This is a genomic window from Methanosarcina sp. 1.H.A.2.2, from assembly GCF_000979975.1.
Lineage (GTDB): Archaea > Halobacteriota > Methanosarcinia > Methanosarcinales > Methanosarcinaceae > Methanosarcina.
In genome coordinates this window covers 1-20100 of the sequence record NZ_JJQL01000038.1, presented here as the reverse complement: position 1 = coordinate 20100, position 20100 = coordinate 1, and the positions used below count along the sequence as shown (strand labels likewise).

Below are 20100 nucleotides of genomic sequence, written 5' to 3'. Positions count from 1 at the left end.
ATTCTCACAATTTTGGTAAAATGGGTATTACCTGTTATAAACTCCTAATTCTGAGACCGATACATGGCAATTTAAAATTCAGATAAATAAGCATGAACTCATTAGAAACTAATATTTAGTGTCTTTCCACTAATATTTTTTAAACATTTTCCCAGTTTTAAGTATTCAGAAGTATCCGAAACTGGACCGCTGAATTCAATATGAAAATCTTCCCCCCTAATCAACTCATCACAAAAAATCAGCTACAATAAATTCTAATGTGAGCTGTACATCCATTTATGTTTCTTTCAAATCTTTCAGCTGGTTGTAAAGAAATTTCTTCGTATTTACATTTTTGAGTACTTTTATCTCCTGCATTCCACATTACGCCAGAGGGCCATCTCTCGGGTACTTTACGGCCATAGAACACAGCCGCACCAAAAACAGGACAAGCCCATTTTTTTGATGCACTTCCAAAACCATGTCTGGCGTAATAACTATCTCCTGAAGAAACTCCGCTTTTTCCTTCTTCATACTTCATATCTTTACTGCCTTTTGGACAAAAACAATGTACGAGGTTTAAAATGACATCTGTGTTTTTGTTTTCGATTCCATCTTCTTTTAACCCAAAAATGTCATAACAAACACTTAAATAATATCGTATGCCATTTAGGGGAAAAATACGTGAATAACCGTCTTCTTCAACTAAATAATTCTTTGCAAAATTATTCTTTACTAAATCTTCGTACTTTTCTTCTTTTTCTGTTGGATAAAATTTTCTACCTCTGGCTCGAATGCCACTTTTATCTATTGCCAAGGCGATCTGATCACACGTTAAACCATCCTTATGGTTTCCATCTATACCAATACAGACAAAAACATTTCTTTTTTCTTTTTTGAGTACCGAAGTTATACATTCCACAGTTTTATCGTACAATTCTTTTGCTCTATCCTCGCCTGCATTAATCCAACCAGCTGGAAACAGTATTATTCCATCGCCTTCAACTTTACTTAGAATACAGCATATGACATCAGATAATATTTGAAAATGAATTTCATTTTTAATTTCATTTTTATCTCGCTGTTTCTCATCTAGCTTTAAAATAACCGTTGAAATCCAATTTGAATTGTTAATTCCTGGAGAAACTGTCTCTTTAGTAGTTTCGTTCAAAATATTGACCTTCAGCTTTCTCTTTGAGTAGTGTTTCTAATTTCCAACAATTGTTTATTATTAATAGATATTCATTTTATTTTTCAGTAGCTTCAATGATAGACACAACTGGAAAAAAATTAAGACCAATATTTCGATAGCTCTGGTAAGTATCCAGCACTCAATTAGTTAAGAAAATTGAAACAAAACAAACAAAAAACAATAGTACAGTAAAAAATATTCATTAAATGAAAAAAAGTCATCCTGCCCCCCCCATTAAACCAAAAGAGCAGGTAAAATTAAAATCTCAAACAATTTTATTTTTCCATCACTTTCCTGTACATCCTTGCCTGTAACCCGTGATACTTCGCAAACCCTTCTATTCCTTCTGGTTGATGAAGAGTTGAGTAATAAATGGCAACATTTTGATCGTTGAGCCAAATTCTGAAGTTCAAAAAAGGTGATCTTTTATTTTTTTGACTAGTGTTGCAGGTAAGCTTGAAAGTTTAATTCCCTCGTTCCCCTGAATTTTTCCTTCCATCTCTCCTTTTTCGTTGTCTGAAAACTTATGGAGAGGAATTGTTTTTGTAACTTTCATGCCATTTCCGTAAAAATCTGCTCCGAGAGATATTGTAAGATCTGTATGAGATTCAGAAAAGTGGACAATTATATCATCAAGCTTCTTTTCCATTGAATCTATTTTTTGTTCCATACATAAATTGGGAATCAGCGGAATGAGAGTAGATACCATTCCATACTGCTTTGGGATGTCTTTTTGTTCTCTAATTTGTTGAATTCTATCGAAAATATGCTGATTTGCAGGTACTCTAGGAACACTTGATTCTAAAGCAAAAATAAGGTTCTCTACATTCCAGGTCATTTCTTCCTGACTACCAATTTCCCATTTCTGAACTTCCCGACTGACAGCGCATGCAATTTCTTCCGTATCAGTACCTTTTGCTTCTTGGCACGCGGTCTTTGCTTTCTCCTGGATTTCTTCGAGGAGGGATTTTAGTTTTCGGTCGAGGATGGGAAGACCTTTTCTCATGACTTCTGTAGCATAAGGAGATATTTCTTCTGTTTCAGTCATCAGCTTTGCAGCTTGCTCACAGTATTTCCTGTAAAAGTTAAGTTCCCCTTTCATGGCTTCTATGTCCATTTTTTCCAGATTTTGGACTTCCTTTAATGCGTTGGCTAGATTTTGAACAGTTTCAAAGAGTAATTTTTTATTTTTTGAATCCTTAACAGCACTTTTTGCTTGTTCAAGGTACATTTCTAGTTCTTTATTTATTTCTTTTTGTTCTTTGAAAATTATTGTATGGAGTGAACGATAAAAAGGATAACAAAATTGAGCTGGATTAAGTGAAGTTGAACTTTTTGCAGCTTCTTCAAAGAGGAGAATAGCGTTTTCAAATTCCTTCTTATATACTTCCTCAGTTTCAGCTTGGGAAGCTTCAAAAATTGAAATTTTTCCAAGGGAGTAATAAGCGTTCATTTTGACTTCGTTTGATTCATCATTTGTAAGGCTTACTAAATTGTCCCTTACCTGTTTTCTATCTGAAACAGTATGATATAAATTTTTCAAAGAGGATACAACCTCTGTTTTTACTTTTTCATCTCTATCCTGTGCTAGTTTATCCAAAGCATCCCATATCTCTTGTTTGTTAGGCACACAAGGTATCTCTAAAATGTGTGTCAAAACAAACCCAAGTACATGTGCTGCATTTCCTCTAACAGGACCACTTTCATCATCTACAAGTTTGTACAGTTCGGTAAATATCTGCTCATCAGATATATATAGCAAAACTGGTGCAAGGGCGAGTGTAGCGTATTTTTTTGCTTCTATGTGTTTGTCATGTATGAGTCTTTTAATATCTTCCCAGGCCGCTTCTTTATCGGGAATATGTTGAAAAGCAGATACAAAAGTAAATGCTGCACCTTCTCGCACGAATTGTTCTTTATCAGAAGAAAGCTCATGTAAAATTTCCCATGCTCTTTTTTTATCGGGAATATATTGAAAGGAGAGGCCAAGTGCAAAACTTGCGCTCCATCTCATTAGCAAATCTTCATCTAAGAGAAATATAATAAGATCTTCCCATGAATTTTGTTTATCTGGAACATGTGGAAAAACAAATCCAAGGTTAAATATAGTGTTCCACCGAACATTAGGAAGCCCTTTTATTGCCAAATTTATTAAATCATCCCATAATTGTTGCTTATCTGGAAATAAACTAAGGTTAGAGTTTATTTGATATAATAAACCATCAAATTCTTGGAAATCACCACTGCAAACTTTCCTGTGAAATTCCTCTTGATCTATCAATTTCCCTGCACCGTTACCTCTTTAACACCTCAAAATTTATAAATCATTCTTTTTCTCTTGCTTTTCATTTCTACAACTTTTTGTTTATGCACATAATTATATTTTCAAGCAGTTATTGAGGAAAAGCCGGTCTCCTTCGTCGACCGGTGAGAGCTCGGGGTATGAAATATGATCTCAAAAACGTTATCTGTTTATAGAAAATATAGAAATTTGCTTCCAAGCAAATAAAAAACAAAACAGAAAAAACGGTTGAAGAATAGAAATTAAAAAAGAAACCTGTTCCCTTAAAAGGAACAGACAAAATCCAAATTTTATTTATCCATTACTTTCCTGTACATCCTTGCCTGGAACCCGTGATACTTCGCAAACCCTTCAGCGTCCTGCTGGTTGATGGTCTGGCTGTCAAACGAGACCAGGTCTTCGGAATACAGGGCATTTGGAGAGGAACGGGCAAGGATAGTAAGTGCGCCTTTGTAGAGCTTCACTTTCACTGTGCCTGTGACCCTTTCCTGGGACTTGTCGATAAAGGCTGAGGTCAGCAAAGAGGGGATCGTCCACAAGGCCATAGTAGGCAAGTTCGGACCACTGCTCTTCAACACTCTTCTTGAACTTCAGTTCCCCGCGGGTCAGGACGAGTTTTTCGAGGTCGGCGTGGGCTGCGATGAGGACGGTTGCAGCCGGGTGCTCGTAGTTCTCACGGGCTCTCTGATCATGAAATGTATTCTAAAATTCTTTTTGATATGAATATAAAATTAGTTCCAGAACAGTTTCTTAGTGGTATATAGATGTCTTGAGTATAATCTTGACTTTGACTAAATTTAAGTAAATATATCTAATTATAGATTAAATAGATTATATACAGAAGATTTAAGATATTCTGGAACTCAAAAATGAGTAAGGGAATTTAGCTATTCACAATGAATCCATCTTCTGTGGGGGGCGCAGAGTATTGGAAGAAGAACAGAAAAATAGAATTTTTATAGTTTTAACAATACTGGTAGCAATACTTGTTTTTGGCTATAGTTTTTATTTAAGTCTTGATGATGAATATGTTTTTGGAGCTTCCGTATCAGATGAATCTGTTTTTGAGGTCTACCTGACCAGCAATGTAGAATACAAGTTTTTAGTTGCAGAGATACCTTATTCAGGTCCCGGGAAGATTTTTGTATCAATAAGCAAGGATTCCTACGTCCCATTTGAAAAAACGTTCAGATTGGATTATTTGGATGGAGTTTACGGCCCCTATCATCCGGATTTTACTGTAGAAGAAAACGGGACTTACAATATACACGTTAAACCACTGGATACTGGCTCGTTTAGAGTAGGAATCAAGGAATATTCATGAGGAGATTCTATTGTTGAAAGCTCATCAAAGTAAAACAGTTATGAGTAATCAGTTGAGTTTGTGATCACGGAAAATAGTTCTGAAGCTTTATTGATTTGCGACTAAAATTGGTTTTGGGATGAGCTCAATAAAAAATAGAAGTCCGTCCCTCTAAAAGGAACAGACAAAATCACAAACTTATTTCTTATCCATTACTTTCCTGTACATCCTGGCCTGGAACCCGTGGTACTTCGCAAACCCTTCAGCGTCCTGCTGGTTAATGGTCTGGCTGTCGAAGGAAACGAGGTCTTCGGAGTAGAGGGCGTTTGGAGAGGAGCGGGCAAGGATAGTAAGTGCGCCTTTGTAGAGCTTCACTTTCACTGTGCCTGTGACCCTTTCCTGGGACTTGTCGATAAAGGCATTGAGGTCGGCATAGAGGGGTTCGTCCACAAGGCCGTAGTAGGCAAGTTCGGACCACTGCTCTTCAACGCTCTTCTTGAACTTCAGTTCCCCGCGGGTGAGGACGAGTTTTTCGAGGTCGGCATGGGCTGCGAGGAGGACGGTTGCAGCCGGGTGCTCGTAATTCTCGCGGGCTTTTAAGCCAAGGACACGGTCTTCGATCATATCGGTCCTGCCGACGCCGTTCTCGCCTGCAATTCCGTTCATCTTCTTGACAAGGGCATAGCCGCCGAGTTTTTCGCCGTCAAGGGAAACCGGGACTCCGGCTTCAAAGGCGATGTCAACGATCCTGGGCTCGTTGGGGGCATCTTCTGCGGATCTGGTCCACTCGAAGATCTCTTCCGGCGGGACGAAGGATGGGTCTTCAAGCCTGCCGCCTTCGATGCTGCGGCTCCAGATGTTTTCGTCAACGCTCCAGGGCTTGGACTTTGTAGCTTCGACAGGGATGCCGTGCTCTTTTGCGTAGTTGATTTCCCATTCGCGGGTCAGGTTCATCTCACGCATCGGGGCGATAACGTCCATGTCGGTCTGGCGGAAAACGGCTTCGAAGCGGAGCTGGTCGTTGCCTTTTCCCGTACAGCCGTGAGCAAGGGCAACTGCGCCTTCTTTTATGGCAGCTTCGACCACTTTCTTGGCGATCAGCGGGCGGGCGACCGATGTGCCCATAACATAGCCTTCGTAGTTTCCGTTGGCTTTGATCAGGGGGAAGATATAATCTCTTACGAACTCTTCCTTTGCATCGATAGTATAGTGCTTGTTGCTGATCTTCTCGGCTTTCACATCAGCTTTCCTGATCTCTTCCTCGGGCTGGCCTACATCGACCGAAATTGTGATTACTTCATCGTACCCGTACTTTTCCTTGAGGATGGGGATGCACACCGAGGTGTCAAGCCCACCGGAATATGCAAGTGCAACTTTCTTTACCATGCTTTTACTACCCCTTGTTTGGCGGATTTGTGATAAGAACGAATAATTAACGTGTTAATGAATTAACAGTCAATGGTTTAACAGTCAATGAATTAACAGTCAATGAATTAACAGTCAATGAATTAATAAGTTTTATAAGTATTATAATTTTAATAATTTTGGGAGCAATATGCTGAGTCCGGATAAATTTGACAGCTAACGGGCTGGTAAGTTTAAATATTGATTATCTTTTGCCGGAGGATGGAAAGCCACCCAGCCGGCTCCGATTCTCACTTTATTTCTTCCGTTAGCGCAATGGTTTTTCTTCAGCAGTTACTCTACTGGCAGGTTTTTTCAGGTCTTTTTCTTTTACCTTACTGCCCCATCTCTTTATGATACTCGTTGATGGATTTGATTGTCAGTTCCTGTCCGTTTTTCATGGTCTCAATGGCATCGGCTGCAGCAACTGCTGCCTGGATGGTGGTGATGTAGGGGACCTTGAAGTCAACAGCTGCCCGCCTGATCCTGGAGCCGTCCTTACGTGACTGCTTGCTTGTGGGGGTGTTGATTATCAGGTCAACTTCGTCCCTGCGCATCATGTCTATGACGTTCGGGCTTCCGTCGTGGATCTTCTTTACAGTGTCCATGAAGACCCCGTGCTGTGCAAGGTAGTTTACAGTACCGCGTGTGCCCATGAGTTCAAGGCCTGCTGCCTGCAGTTTCTTTGCAACTTCCACAAGTTGGGGTTTGTCTGCTTCCCTGATAGAGAGGAAGACCTTTCCTGTAAGGGGCAGGAGGTTGTCAGCTGCAAGCTCTGCCTTATAGTATGCCCTTCCGAAATCGTAGTCAATGCCCATGACCTCTCCGGTACTCTTCATCTCGGGTCCGAGTACGGGGTCTGCTCCCGGCAGTTTGTCAAAGGGCAGGAGGACTTCTTTGATCGAGACATGTTTGGGCTTTGGCTCGTCCGTGTAGCCCAGGCTCTTTAAGCTGTGCCCGGCAATGACTTTGGCTGCAATCTTTGCAAGAGGGAGACCGACAGCTTTTGAGACGAAAGGAATTGTCCTGCTTGAACGCGGGTTTGCTTCAAGCACAAAGACCTTTCCGCCTTTCTCTGCCATCTGGATATTAATCAGGCCCTTGACCCTGAGGCCCAGAGCAATCTTCCGGGTGTAGTCCCTTACCTGGTTAAGCACTTCGGGGGAGAGAGACTGGGGCGGGATAACACAGGCCGAGTCTCCTGAATGTATGCCTGCTTCCTCAATGTGCTCCATGATTGCCCCGATAAGTACATCTTTCCGGTCGCAGACCGCATCCACATCGATTTCGCAGGCGTCTTCCAGGAAGTCATCGATAAGGATGGGGTGTTCCGGAGAGACCCTGACTGCCTCTTTCATATAGCGTTCAAGGTCGATTTCATCATAAACGATTTCCATTGCCCTGCCGCCGAGCACGTAAGAGGGGCGCACCAGTACCGGGAAACCGATCCTTTGTGCAACCTCGATTGCTTCCGGCTGTGAGGTCGCATATCCGCCTTCCGGCTGGGGGACGCCAAGTTTCTGCATAAGGAGGTAGAACTTTTCCCTATCTTCGGCAAGGTCCATATCCTCCGGGTCAGTGCCCATGATCACGGTATCAAGGTCTGTCCTGCGCTTCAACTCCTTTTTCAGGGGGAGTGCAAGGTTGACCGAGGTCTGCCCTCCGAACTGCACAAGGACACCGTCGGGCCTCTCACGTTCGATTACGTTCATAACGTATTCCATGGTGAGGGGTTCAAAAAAGAGCTTGTCCGAGGTGTCAAAGTCAGTTGACACGGTTTCAGGGTTGTTGTTAATGATATGGGTCTCTATGCCCTCTTCCCTGAGTGCGGTTACTGCATGGACGGTACAGTAGTCGAACTCTATTCCCTGCCCGATCCTGATCGGCCCTGCTCCGAGGATGAGGATTTTCTTCCGGTCGGTTGGGGTTGTCTCGCAGGTGTCTTCGTAAGTAGAATAGTAGTAGGGAGTTGCTGCCTGGAACTCGGCTGCACAGGTGTCCACCATCTTGAAGGTAGCAAGAATTCCGGATGCATGCCTGAGATCACTTATTTCCTGCCTGGTTTTTCCCGTCAGCTCTGCAAGGCGGCTGTCAGGGAAACCCATCCTCTTTACTTCGCGCAGGAATTCAGGAGTGAGTTCTTCTACGCGGACGCGCTTTTCCATATCCACGATATTCTTCATCTTTGAGAGGAAGAAGGGGTTGATGCCCGAAAGTTCGGCAATTTCCTTTACCGGCATTCCCCTCTCAAGCGCGTGGAAGATCACAAAAAGGCGTTCGCTTGTGGGGGTCTTGAGGAGAGTTTTGATTTCAGGCTCTTCCCAGCGTTTTATTCCCAGCTGGGAGTCAATGTCAAGAGACTTGAAAGCCTTCAGGAGGGACTCTTCAATTGTCCTGCCTATTGCCATGATTTCTCCCGTACTTTTCATGGCTGTGGTCAGGGTCTTGTCTGCGGTGGTAAACTTGTCAAAAGGCCACCTGGGAATCTTTGTGATCACGTAGTCCAGAGCCGGCTCAAAAGAGGCAGGGGTGCTCATGGTAACGTTGTTTATGATCTCATCAAGTGTCATTCCGATTGCAATCTTTGCAGTAACACGGGCAATCGGGTAGCCTGTTGCTTTGGAGGCAAGGGCTGATGACCTGGAAACCCTCGGGTTTACCTCGACAATGCGGTAGTCGCCTTCTTTTAAGGCGTACTGGATATTGCACCCTCCTTCGATCTTGAGGGCACGTATGATCTTAATAGAGGCACTTCTGAGCATCTGGTGCTCTGCGTCGGTCATTGTCTGTGAGGGGGCAACAACTGCCGATTCTCCTGTGTGCACGCCCATGGGATCAATGTTTTCCATGTTACAGATCACGATACAGGAGTCATTGGCATCCCTCATGACTTCATACTCGACTTCAGCCCATCCAAGCACGCTTTCTTCAATAAGCACCTGGTTGATGCGGCTGCGCCTGAGCCCGCGTTCCGTAATCTCAAGGAGCTCTTCTTTTGTGCGGGCAATTCCGCCGCCAGCACCGCCAAGGGTGTAAGCCGGGCGGACGATAAGGGGCAGGCCGAGTTCCCCGACAACCTCTTCGGCTTCTTTTAAGGAATGGACTGCGCGGCTTAAGGGAACCTTTTCCCCGATACTCAGCATGGTTTCCTTGAAGAGTTCCCTGTCTTCCGTGTTTTTGATAGCGTCAACAGGAGTTCCCAGGATCCGGACCCCGTATTTTTCAAAGACGCCCATTTCTGCAAGTTCACTGGTAATATTAAGGCCTGTCTGCCCGCCAATGCCTGCAATGATCCCGTCCGGGCGTTCTTTTTCTATTATTCTTTCCACAATCCTGGCATCAAGGGGCTCGATATAGACTGAATCAGCCATTTCGGGGTCGGTCATAATGGTTGCAGGGTTTGAGTTTACAAGCACAACCTGCAAGCCTTCTTCTTTTAAGGACCTGCAGGCCTGGCTTCCTGAGAAGTCGAACTCTGCAGCCTGTCCGATTGTGATCGGCCCGGAGCCTATAAGCAAAACTTTTTTTATGTCCTCGCGTTTTGGCATCAGAGATCCCCTCCGAGAACCTTTACAACCTTGCCGAAGAATGTCTCCTCGGTATCCATGGGCCCCGCCTGGGCTTCAGGGTGGAACTGCACACTGAAAATGTCCAGGTCTTTGTGGGAGACCCCTTCAACGGTTTTGTCGTTTGCGTTCAGGTACTTCACATAGAGCCCTGTCCCTTCAAGGGAATCCGCATCCACGGCATATCCGTGGTTCTGGGAGCTTATGAAAATCTTGTTTTCAATAAGGTCCTTTACTGGCTGGTTTCCTCCCCTGTGCCCGAACTTAAGCTTGTAAGTCCTGGCTCCCATTGCAAGGGAAATAATCTGGTGTCCGAAACAGATCCCGCAGACCGGAATTGTGCCTGCAAAAGCCTTTACGGCGTTGATCGCGTCTGTTGCTTTTTCCGGATCTCCCGGACCATTTGAGATAAAGAGAAGATCAGGCTCGTAGCCTGCAATTTCTGTGGGTTTTGTGGTTGCAGGGACCAGTGTAAGGTCAATTCCCCTTTTATGCAGGTTGTTTATGATGTTCCTTTTTATCCCAAGGTCAACTACAACTGCATGTTTGGGTTTGCCGCTGCCCTTCCAGGCGCCTTCCGCTCCGGGGATAAAGTAGGGTTCCTTACATGTTACACTTGCGATAAGTTCTTCATCCGTCATCTGTGGAAAATTCCTTGCCACATCCACGGCTTCTTCCCCATCGTCACTGCCAGTGATCAGGGCTGCACGCATGGTCCCACGCTCCCTTGCCCCTATGGTGAGCATACGGGTGTCCACACCTTCGATTCCTGGTTTTCCTTCATCCTCTAAAAATTTGTGGATAGAACGGGCGGATTTGTAGTGATAGGGTTTTTTGCAGGCTTCCCGGACAACAAGCCCCTCCGCGTGGATGTTGTCGGACTGGAAACGCTCCCCGCTGACACCATAATTCCCTATAAGAGGGTAGGTGAACATTAAAATCTGGCCCTTGTAGGAAGGGTCAGTCAGAGCCTCCTCATATCCCGTGAATTGAGTGGTAAAAACAAGTTCGCCGCAAGCTGTGCCTTCGGCACCAAAACCGGTGCCCTTAATAATTGTTCCGTCTTCTAATCCTAGTACTGCTTTCATCATCTGAACCTGCGAGTAAATGACATAAGACATGTATAAGTGTTGCGATGATTTTTCTGATTACCTTATTTTTCTATTTTGTTCTATCTTTTAATATATAAATATTTCAATTAAATATCTTCTTTCGAGACTCCGTCTTTCAAACTACAAATAAAAATCTCTTCCCGGAAACCCGTTACTCAGCAATAATATAATCAAAATGCATTAATGAAATGCCAAACAGTTTCTTAAAATCACTACTGTATTATCCTGGGAAAAATTCATTTTTATATAATACGAGTTGTTACTTGAAACCACAATATGCTAAAGTAAAGGTAAATTTCATACTTTTTGATCCTGAGTTTATATGTGATTTATGCCAGTTTATTCCTTGAAAATATTTGTGGTATATAAATATTCCGCAAAAATAGTATATATGATAGGGGCAACAGTATTGGTAAGAATAATAAGCTATTTAATCTGTGAAAAATAGAAAGTTCTATTAAATCTATATTATATCTATATTTTCAACTGTCTTAATTTCCTTATATGGGCAGCGAATTAATTCGAGTAAAATATAGTTCTTATTAACCGGGTTTTTGTGGCAATTTTCTACATTTCGGAATTACTGTTAATAATTTTTTAAAAGCATTCGGTCAAACCGGGTATTATTATGAACAAAAATATAAAACTCGAAGTACGAAACATTACTAAAATTTTTGGCAAGGACCCCCAGAAAGTAATTTCTCTTCTAAATAAAGGTTTATCCAAAAATGAAATTTTTGAAAAGACAAAACAGACCATAGGGCTCAACAACGTTAACTTTGAGGTCTACGATGGAGAAATTTTCGTAATAATGGGGCTTTCGGGTTCCGGAAAATCCACCCTCCTGCGCTGCTTGAACCGCCTTATCGAACCAACGGGCGGAGATATTCTGATCGATGGGAAGAACATTACTGATATGGGCCCTGAGGAACTGAGAAGTGCCCGCAGGAGCAAGCTTGGAATGGTTTTTCAGAATTTTGCCCTGCTGCCTCACAGGTCTGTCCTGGATAACGTGGCTTACGGGCTTGAGATCCAGGGGATTCCTAAAGAAGAACGCTATTCGCAGGCGCTTGAAGCCATAGAAACCGTAGGGCTCAAAGGCCATGAGCATAGCAGGATAACACAGCTCAGCGGAGGCATGAAGCAGAGGGTAGGGCTTGCAAGAGCGCTTGCCAATGACCCTGACATCCTGCTTATGGACGAGGCTTTCAGTGCCCTTGACCCCCTTATCAGGAGCGATATGCAGGACGAGCTGCTTGCCCTTGAGGACAGGGTGCAAAAGACAATTATCTTTGTCTCCCACGACCTGGACGAAGCCCTGAAAATCGGGGACCGCATTGCACTCATGAAAGACGGGGAAGTTGTCCAGATAGGGACCCCTGAAGAGATCCTGACCGAACCTGCAGATTCCTATGTTTCGAAGTTCGTTGCAGGGGTCGACAGGTCAAAAATCCTTGTTGCTGAATCGGTTATGAAACGGCCTGAACCGCTCGTACCCATCAATTCCGGGCCCAGGGTTGCCATTCAGTTGATGAAAGACCATGGGATCTCCTCTATTTATGTGGTTGAGGGGAAGAACAGGCGCCTGAAAGGCATACTTATGATAGGTGATGCCCTTGAAGCCCTGAAAACAGGAAAGAGCCTTGAAGCAGTGATGATTCCGGACATCCCCCGTGTGGCTCCGGATATGCCTCTCAATGAGGTAATCCCTCTGATTGCGGAAAGCCAGTACCCTCTTGCAGTAGTCAATGATTCAGGAAAGCTACTCGGAATTATAGTCCGGGGCAGTGTGCTTGGTGCTCTTGCAATTTCCGGAGAGATCGGGCAGGACGAGGTTCCGGACGGAAAAGCTTCAGAAGAAAGAGACTCAGGAGAAAATATTCCTGAAGAGAAGCCTCCTGAAAAAATGGTCCTCATCGGCAAAAATGAAGGCGAAGCCGGACCTCCGCCCGCAGGCTCAGGTAGCCCTGGCAGTATAATTAACAACGGAATTGACAGTGGGCCTGTGCCTGTGGAGGCAGAAGCAAAGAACGAAGCCCCTGCCAAAGCCCCTGCCAGGTCTGATGCCCTGCCGGGTCCCGAGGTGAAAACATGCTGATTCCCCGGCTCCCCATCGGAGACACGGTCGAGTTTGCTGTTGACTGGATCGAAGGCAATTTCGGCACATTTCTTGACCTCACAAGCGATAAGCTTGATTTCCTTATCTCGGGTTTGAAAGACGCGCTTCTTTTCCTGCCTCCTGAACTTTTCATCCTCGGGATTTCCCTGATTGCCTACTTTGCGGGAAAGCGCAATATCAAGCTTGCAGCAGGGACTGCTTTCGGTTTTTTCCTTATCCATAATATGGGGCTCTGGGTGCTCTCGATAGAGACGCTCGCTCTCGTGCTCTCTTCTGCCCTGCTGACCCTGCTTATAGGGATTCCGGTGGGGATCCTTTCTGCAAAAAACACGACGCTTTACCATGTTGTAAAGCCCTTGCTTGACTTAATGCAGACCATGCCGTCTTTTGTGTACCTGATCCCCGCCCTGATCTTTTTCGGGCTCGGAAACGTCCCGGGCATGATCGCAACGGTTGTCTTTGCCATGCCTCCTGCAATCAGGCTCACTAACCTGGGGATCAAGCAGGTGCCAAAAGAGCTTATCGAAGTCGCAGACGCCTTCGGCTCCACGGGCTGGCAGAAGCTTGCAAAGGTGGAACTGCCTGTGGCTCTCCCGACCATAATGGCCGGGGTCAACCAGTGCATTATGCTCTCCCTTTCCATGGTCGTCATTGCAGCCATGATCGGAGCCAGAGGGCTCGGGTACCAGGTCCTTTTCGGGATCCAGCGGGTGGACATCAGCATGGGCTTCGAAGCAGGGCTTGCTATTGTCATAATAGCGGTTGTCCTGGATCGTATTACCCAGAAACTCAGCCCCAGGTAAAAACGTTCCACTCCTGATGCCTTCTTGAAACCGGCACTCTGGATTCAGAACTCTTCACTTTAACAGGGCCACTCCTTCCAGACAGCACCATACAGTGTAAAACAGTGTCTGGAAGAGGTGCATCACTCACTTCAATCCCCCTGAAATAATCCCAAAATAAGAATAAAAACCAAAAATAGAATGAAATTCAAAAATAGGTTGTAGATATTTTGACCAGTATAAAACTAAACCCTGAAGGAAAAAAGATCGGATCGATTTTTACAATTGTTCTGATCATAGGGCTTACCCTTTTTGCGGCAGGCTGTGCAGAACAAGGAGATGAAGCTGTAGAAGGAACAGAGGTATCAGAGTTAAGTGAACCTGTGAAAATAGGATATGTCTTATGGGACGGTGAGATTGCAAGTACCAATGTGATGCAGCAGGTGCTCGAACAGGCAGGGTATGAAGACGTGGAAATCATTGCAGTTGATGTAGGTCCCCTTTACCAGGGGCTCGCTGACGGGCAGTTTGATTTTACCACATCTGCCTGGCTTCCCTATACCCACCAGAATTACTGGGAAACTTACGGAGATCAGCTCGACTCTGTCCAGACAAACCTCGAAGACTGCAAGATCGGGCTTGTTGTGCCTTCCTATGTAACTATAGACTCCATTGAAGAGCTCAACTCCGAAAAGGACAAATTTGACGGTAAGATCATCGGCATTGATCCCGGAGCAGGCATCATGCAGGTATCTGAAAACGCAATTTCCGAGTATGACCTTGATATGGAGCTTGTTTCAGGCAGCAGTGCTGCGATGACCGCTTCCTTGAAAAAAGCCATTGACTCCGAAGAATGGGTAGCTGTGACCCTCTGGTCTCCCCACTGGGCTTTTAACCGCTGGGACCTCAAGTACCTTGATGACCCTAAAGGCGTTTACGGCGATGCTGACCACGTTGAAACCCTGGCAAGGCTTGGGCTCAAAGAAGATAAGCCCAACCTCTACGGCATCCTTACCCGCTTCCAGTGGACCCATGAAGATATCCAGGCAGTAATGGTGGACATTGAAAACGGAATTGCTCCTGAAGAAGCCGCAGCAAATTGGGTAAAGAGTAACCCTGAAAAAGTCAATGAATGGATCGGAGAGAAGTAAATTTCTCTTTCATTTTCCATTTATCTTTTTTTCGCCTAATTTTTCATTGTCTGTCTTTTCTTTCGATCTTTATTTTGTTTTATTTTCATCCTTTTCCAGGGTGGTTTGTTCGAATAGCTACAGGTCACAGCCGCCGTACAGTAGCAGTATAATATGGTATATTAGCAGTATAGTATAATGATACCGTATCATTGCACAGTATCATTGCACAGTATCATTACAATAGAATAGCAGCACAGTTAATAGCTTCAGAAAAAGCAAAAGACACGAATCCGGGGTCACTTTTATGGAAAAACCGAACTTCAGGACAGAGATGCTCAGAACCCTCGAAGGCAAAACTCCCGCTCAGATACCGGTTGGCACCTTCACAACCGCGCCTGTACTCGAACTAATGGACATGAGCGGGGCAGCCAGGCCCGAGGCGGACAGCCAGCCTGAAAAGATGGCATTGCTTGCCTTTTCCCAGTACGTAAATGCCTCTTTTGAAACTCTCAGGTATCCCTTTGACGTGGTTGTACTCGCAGAAGCTCTGGGTTGCACAATTGACCCAGGCACGAAAGCCAGGACCCCGGCTGTGCTTAAGGGCCCTATGGAATTTTCTCCCGCAGTTCCGAAACTGCCTGAAGACCTTCTGGAAAGGGGCAGGATCCCGGCAGTCCTGGAAGCTACTGAAATCCTCAGGGAAGCCGGCTCAAACCTTCCCCTCATTGTAGGGATGGAAGGCCCTGCAGACCTTGCTAGCTCCCTTTGCGGAATCACCCGCTTCCTGAAATGGACTATAAATAAGCCTCATATTGTGAAAAGGCTTGTCGAACTCTGCACAGATGCCTGCATTGTGTACGGCAGGGAATGCCTGAAAAGAGGAGCCGATGTGGTAGTTATCGCAGATGCAGTCTCCTCCCCGGTCATGATTTCCCCGGATGCTTTCAGAGACCTGATAAAACCGGGCATGAGCAGGATCCCGAAAGCTCTCGGGAGAGGAAAAAGTGTGCTTCACATCTGCGGAGCTGCAGATCCCATAATTGCAGACATGGCAGAGTGCGGGTTTGACGGGCTCAGCCTTGAGGAAGGCATAAAGGACCTGAAAAGCGCCGTGCATATAGCCCATGAATCAGGTGTTGTGGTAATCGGTAGCGTTTCAACGTCTCGGACCCTATTTGCCGGAAAGCCGGAAGATGTAAAGAGAGAAGCTTTTGAGTGCCTGGGAAGCGGGGTGGATGTCCTTGCTCCGGGCTGCGGGATTGCCCCGGAAACCCCACTTCGGAACCTGAAGGCTCTGGTGGAAGCAAGAAATGAGTTTTGCGGGAGAAACCGATGAGTTCAATCATCCGGATGCCCTTTTTAGTTCTCTCAATATATGTTTTCAGTTATTCGGATGCCCTTTTTAGTCACTTCAATATATGTTTTCAGTTATTCGGATGCCCTTTTTAGTCACTTCAATATATCTCACCAGTCATCCGGATGCCCTTTTTAGTCACCTAACTATATTTTTTCAGTTATTCGGATGCATATTTTAGGTATCCCGGTATACTTTATAGAAAAAGCCGCCGGCTTTGAGGCAGGAAATCAAAAATCAACCTTTTTCCGGAAGATTTCCCACTCCACCGGCCCGGAGAAGAGCCTCTGCCAGTTTTTTACCCGCTTCAAACGTTTTCCTTACAAGTTCTTCATCTCTAGAAACCGCTCCCCTATGGAAATACCCGGTCACCGGAAACTTTTCCACGACCTCATAACCCAGGGCTTCAAGGGGCATCCCGAGCGCTCCAAGCGTAAAACCCATTTCTTCGATTTCCAGCTGCTCGCAGACTGAAAAAACAATCGCCTTTCTCCCCTGCCCGGCAAGCCTGCTTGAATACCGCCTGGGAAGGTCGTTCGTGAAATTGTAGTAAGGGTAGAGCCGGTCGATGAAGGCTTTCATCTGGGCGGTTACGTTGTAGTTGTAAGTGGGAGAGCCGAGGATAAGGCCTTTTGCGGCTTCGATCTCGGGGTAAAGGAATCCCATTCCGTCGTGGAACTTTATACAGGTCCCGGCTTTCCTGCACGCTTCGCAGCCGATGCAGGGTTCGATCGAATATTCCCTTAACAGGACTTTTTTCGTTTCAGATCCTGCCGATTCCGCTCCTTTCAAAAAGCTGTCAAGCAGGATGTCGGTATTCCCTCCTTTCCGGGGGCTTCCTCCAACTCCGATAATTTTGATCTCATTCACCTTATTTCCCCATATTATATCGGGGCTGGCAGGTTAAATAGGTTCCAGAATGAAGTCCCATCCTGTTGTAGAACCTGAGTAGAAGTTCAAGTCAGGATTAATGAACCTGATTAAATCTCAGAACATTATTTATTATAAAACTCCAGATATTTATCTGGACAATTATCAGGTTTAATCAAATCAGGCTGTCCTAAAATTACTATCATTAAGAACCGAATTCCTTCTTTTTTGATTTAAAGGCTTTATATGCCTAATTTATTACATGTTTTTGCCCTGAAATTGAATTGTTGGACAGCCTAGAGCGTGACAAGATCCTTTTATTCAATTGATTATTCACAATTAAACCAACTAATATTTATTAGGATCCTCTCGCCCGAAACTCTACTTAAAATCTAAAACTATAAATACGAATTAGATACAATGACTTTCTAAAAAAAAAGTTTAAATTATATACTCTGAGTTTACAAGATTTACTTAAATTTACCAGTTTCTTAAGTCCTATTTTTCATGGGGTGTTGTTAGGACATGTTGGATGACGAAAAAGACCTATGTATTTTACTCGATCAATTTTGGAAGTTGGAGACTAAAGTTGAAGAAATCACAGATACCTTAATAGAGGTTAGAAATTGCTTAAACAATGGTAAAAAAGGTATAGAGGAATTTGTACAAAAATTTGACGACGAAGCGGATAAGTTACGAAAGGAAAGACTGGAGAATTTCTCTACGTCTCTCGGTGTTAAAAGGTCTACAGAAGAAATTAACAGACTGACCGAAATTACATGTAACTTAGATTTAATTAAAAAAATTGTACGTTCTGATCTGATAGAAGACCATCTTTATCATGGGCTTTTATCCTATTTTACAGGTAATTATGATAAGTCACTTGAGGTCTACGATTTAGCCTTAAAAATGGATTCCAACAATCCCGAAATCTGGTTTAACAAGGGGATTGTCCTTGCTGAACTTAGACAGATGGAAAGTGCTATCCAATCATTTGAAAAAGCACTTGAAATTAATCCTAATTTTTATGAAGCACAACATTATAAATGGCTTTATTCTCTGAAATCAAGCAAACATGAAGAAGTTTTGAAAAACTTAGAGTGCCTGATAGAAGATACACAAAACGAAAATTGTTGGTTTAATGCAGGAGAGACTCTGGTCAAAACAAATCAACTTGAAAATGCAATAGGAGTATTAGATAGAGCACTTGAACTTAACCCGGACTTTACAAAAGCTAGACTTCTTAAAGGTATATCTCTTTTTGATCTTGGGGAGTACGAAAAATCTTTGGATGTATTAAATTATTTTTCGGAAACAAAAGTTAATGAACCTGAAATCTTTTTTTGGAAAGGAAAAGTACTGCTAAAATTAGGACAATATGAGAATTCAATAGAAGCTCTTGACAAAGTTCTTGACACAAATCCCGAAGATGTCAAGTCACTTTATCTCAAAATAGATGCTTTGTCAAAAATTAATGTATGTAAAAAGGATGGAATGGAAAATAAAGAAATTGTTGAGTCAAAAGAAGAACCATCTGTCGCTAAGAAAGCAGAGAAAATTTCTTTAGGAAATGATCCAGTCCTTCTTCAAGTAGATAAAAAAAGTCCGGAAAAGCCCAACAAGTGGTATGAAGAAGGAGTCAAACTTACAGAAAATAAAGAGTATAAAAAAGCTATAGAGTCATTTGATAAGGCTTTAGCTATAGATTCTCAATGTCCGAGAGTTTGGGAAAGAAAAGGACTAATCTTTCTGAAACTTGGCAATTTAGGACAGTCTTTGGAAGCTTTTAACTGGGCAATGAGAACAGACGTGCAGTATTCTGATAGATATACTACCAAAAGCTCGATTGGTGGCATCCTTGAAGAATATAAGAAGTCAACTGAAATATTCAAAGAAAAATTGTGGGAAAAAGTAATAGAGGAATTTGACCATTCTACAAGGACATATGCTATTAACAAAATTCTACAGTCAGAGTTATTTGAACCCAAAGAAAATAACACAACAGAGGTAGGTAGCTCAAAAAATAAAGTTGTAGGGAAAAAACATTGTTCAGAAAAAAAATTGAAGACCTCCTTTTGTAAGAAGGGAAAAAAATCTCTGAAAGGAACTGCCCAAGTAGTTGAAGTAAATGATGCTCAGTTAGAATCAATCCCAAAAATAGATTTCATAGAAACAAAAGTTATCAATGAAGAGATTAACACAATACCAACATATGAAGAAACTCTTGACTCTGTTAATGTTGCTGAGAAAACTCTCACTAAGATAGTTACTAACTTAAGCAATTTTAGAAATGATCTTGAAGAGATTCAGAATAACCATGAAGTATATTGTACAGTATATGAAATAATAAATAAACTAAATCGTGAAAATGATATAAAAAATACCTTTACATTCAATTCTCAGGGAAATACTAACCATTTTGATATTGAAGCAGCTAATAAATACATATTCTCGATAATAGAAGATTTTAAATGCCTTATTCAGGATATTAAGCAATATAAAGGATCTTTTCCAGAGGATCTATTCTCCAGTTCATTAAAAAATATTTATATCCGTAGAATAGAAGATTTTCACAAGCAGGTTGAAAATGAATCAATTCAGAGTTTTGAAACACAACGTCCCATTTCTGAGATAAAGGACATTGTGGACAGGATGAAAGTAGACAATCCTTTTCCTGAATCTCCCGACGACAATAAAGATATTTTAGTTGGAAATCAAGCTCGAGAACTTAAATTTTTGTTTGAGAGTGTTTGTAGACTAAGTTTAGTCAACCCTCTAATGACTGCTATTATTGGAAAAGCCGGAAGTGGAAAAACTCATTTTTTGAAGAATTTGGAATATAATAGTTCCTTGGAAAACAGGGCAAGACTTGTTTTGACTTATAACCTGACTTTGACAGTTAGATAAAAATAAGTGCTCTCTATTTTGTGTAATTCGGTCAAATGAACATCACAAAACAGAGAGCATTCCCTACAATTCCTAAC

General features: G+C 43.1%; 12 protein-coding genes and 1 pseudogene. 6 read left to right on the top strand and 7 right to left on the bottom strand.

What is annotated here, in order from left to right; genetic code table 11:
• Positions 1–238 precede the first annotated feature (238 nt).
• The 3 genes and pseudogenes from EO93_RS16485 to EO93_RS16750 all read right to left on the bottom strand — a co-directional run.
• Positions 239–1150, bottom strand: a complete 912-nt coding sequence (locus tag EO93_RS16485) for a hypothetical protein (RefSeq protein ID WP_052735396.1) — start codon at positions 1148–1150, stop codon at positions 239–241.
• Positions 1151–1580: 430 nt separating this feature from the next.
• On the bottom strand, positions 1581–3452 hold the full coding sequence (locus tag EO93_RS05930; RefSeq protein WP_052735395.1) for a HEAT repeat domain-containing protein: 1872 nt from the start codon (positions 3450–3452) through the stop codon (positions 1581–1583).
• Positions 3453–3763: 311 nt separating this feature from the next.
• Positions 3764–4157 (bottom strand): annotated as a pseudogene (locus tag EO93_RS16750) (argininosuccinate synthase); the annotation flags it as partial.
• 244 nt (positions 4158–4401) lie between these two features.
• Here EO93_RS16750 and EO93_RS05915 point away from each other — a divergent pair.
• Positions 4402–4797 carry a hypothetical protein gene (locus EO93_RS05915; protein ID WP_052735394.1) on the top strand — a complete coding sequence of 132 codons (396 nt, stop codon included), beginning with the start codon at positions 4402–4404 and terminating at the stop codon, positions 4795–4797.
• 177 nt (positions 4798–4974) lie between these two features.
• Here EO93_RS05915 and EO93_RS05910 read toward each other — a convergent pair whose 3' ends face one another.
• The 3 genes from EO93_RS05910 to carA all read right to left on the bottom strand — a co-directional run bounded on the left by EO93_RS05910 (position 4975) and on the right by carA (position 10834).
• Entirely contained in the window at positions 4975–6162 is a 1188-nt protein-coding gene (locus tag EO93_RS05910) for an argininosuccinate synthase (protein ID WP_048161426.1), read from the bottom strand.
• A 353-nt stretch (positions 6163–6515) separates the two neighbouring features.
• On the bottom strand, positions 6516–9728 hold the full coding sequence (gene carB / locus EO93_RS05905) for a carbamoyl-phosphate synthase large subunit (RefSeq protein ID WP_048161424.1): 3213 nt from the start codon (positions 9726–9728) through the stop codon (positions 6516–6518).
• Positions 9728–10834, bottom strand: a complete 1107-nt coding sequence (gene carA, locus EO93_RS05900) for a glutamine-hydrolyzing carbamoyl-phosphate synthase small subunit (protein ID WP_048161423.1) — start codon at positions 10832–10834, stop codon at positions 9728–9730. Before carA ends, carB begins: the two co-directional genes overlap by 1 nt.
• 652 nt (positions 10835–11486) lie before the next feature.
• Between carA and EO93_RS05895 the strand changes: the two genes are divergently transcribed.
• The 4 genes from EO93_RS05895 (at position 11487) to mtaA (ending at position 16228) form a co-directional block, all read left to right on the top strand.
• The gene (locus EO93_RS05895; protein WP_048161421.1) at positions 11487–12956 is read left to right on the top strand and encodes a glycine betaine/L-proline ABC transporter ATP-binding protein; all 1470 of its coding nucleotides are present in this window, start codon (positions 11487–11489) and stop codon (positions 12954–12956) included.
• Entirely contained in the window at positions 12950–13780 is an 831-nt protein-coding gene (locus EO93_RS05890) for a proline/glycine betaine ABC transporter permease (RefSeq protein ID WP_048161419.1), read from the top strand. The genes EO93_RS05895 and EO93_RS05890 overlap by 7 nt, the downstream gene beginning before the upstream one ends.
• 209 nt (positions 13781–13989) lie before the next feature.
• Positions 13990–14910: a glycine betaine ABC transporter substrate-binding protein gene (locus EO93_RS05885; protein ID WP_200898088.1), complete on the top strand. Its 921-nt coding sequence runs from the start codon at positions 13990–13992 to the stop codon at positions 14908–14910.
• A gap of 286 nt (positions 14911–15196) precedes the next feature.
• Positions 15197–16228, top strand: a complete 1032-nt coding sequence (gene mtaA / locus EO93_RS05880; protein WP_048161417.1) for a methylcobamide:CoM methyltransferase MtaA — start codon at positions 15197–15199, stop codon at positions 16226–16228.
• Between the two features lie 255 nt (positions 16229–16483).
• Here the strand turns inward: mtaA and EO93_RS05875 are convergent, their stop codons facing one another.
• Positions 16484–17116 (bottom strand): flavodoxin family protein, encoded by a 633-nt coding sequence (locus tag EO93_RS05875; RefSeq protein ID WP_082107578.1) that lies wholly within the window; start codon positions 17114–17116, stop codon positions 16484–16486.
• 525 nt (positions 17117–17641) lie between these two features.
• Between EO93_RS05875 and EO93_RS05870 the strand changes: the two genes are divergently transcribed.
• Positions 17642–20023, top strand: coding sequence for a tetratricopeptide repeat protein (locus tag EO93_RS05870; protein WP_048161416.1), 2382 nt, complete (start codon positions 17642–17644; stop codon positions 20021–20023).
• Positions 20024–20100 lie beyond the last annotated feature (77 nt).

Coding starts and splice junctions, on each gene's coding strand:
- EO93_RS05910 (WP_048161426.1), bottom strand. CDS start 6,162: ATGGTAAAGAAAGTTGCACTTGCATATTCCGGTGGGCTTGACACCTCG.
- carB (WP_048161424.1), bottom strand. CDS start 9,728: ATGCCAAAACGCGAGGACATAAAAAAAGTTTTGCTTATAGGCTCCGGG.
- carA (WP_048161423.1), bottom strand. CDS start 10,834: ATGAAAGCAGTACTAGGATTAGAAGACGGAACAATTATTAAGGGCACC.
- EO93_RS05895 (WP_048161421.1), top strand. CDS start 11,487: ATGAACAAAAATATAAAACTCGAAGTACGAAACATTACTAAAATTTTT.
- EO93_RS05890 (WP_048161419.1), top strand. CDS start 12,950: ATGCTGATTCCCCGGCTCCCCATCGGAGACACGGTCGAGTTTGCTGTT.
- mtaA (WP_048161417.1), top strand. CDS start 15,197: ATGGAAAAACCGAACTTCAGGACAGAGATGCTCAGAACCCTCGAAGGC.
- EO93_RS05870 (WP_048161416.1), top strand. CDS start 17,642: ATGTTGGATGACGAAAAAGACCTATGTATTTTACTCGATCAATTTTGG.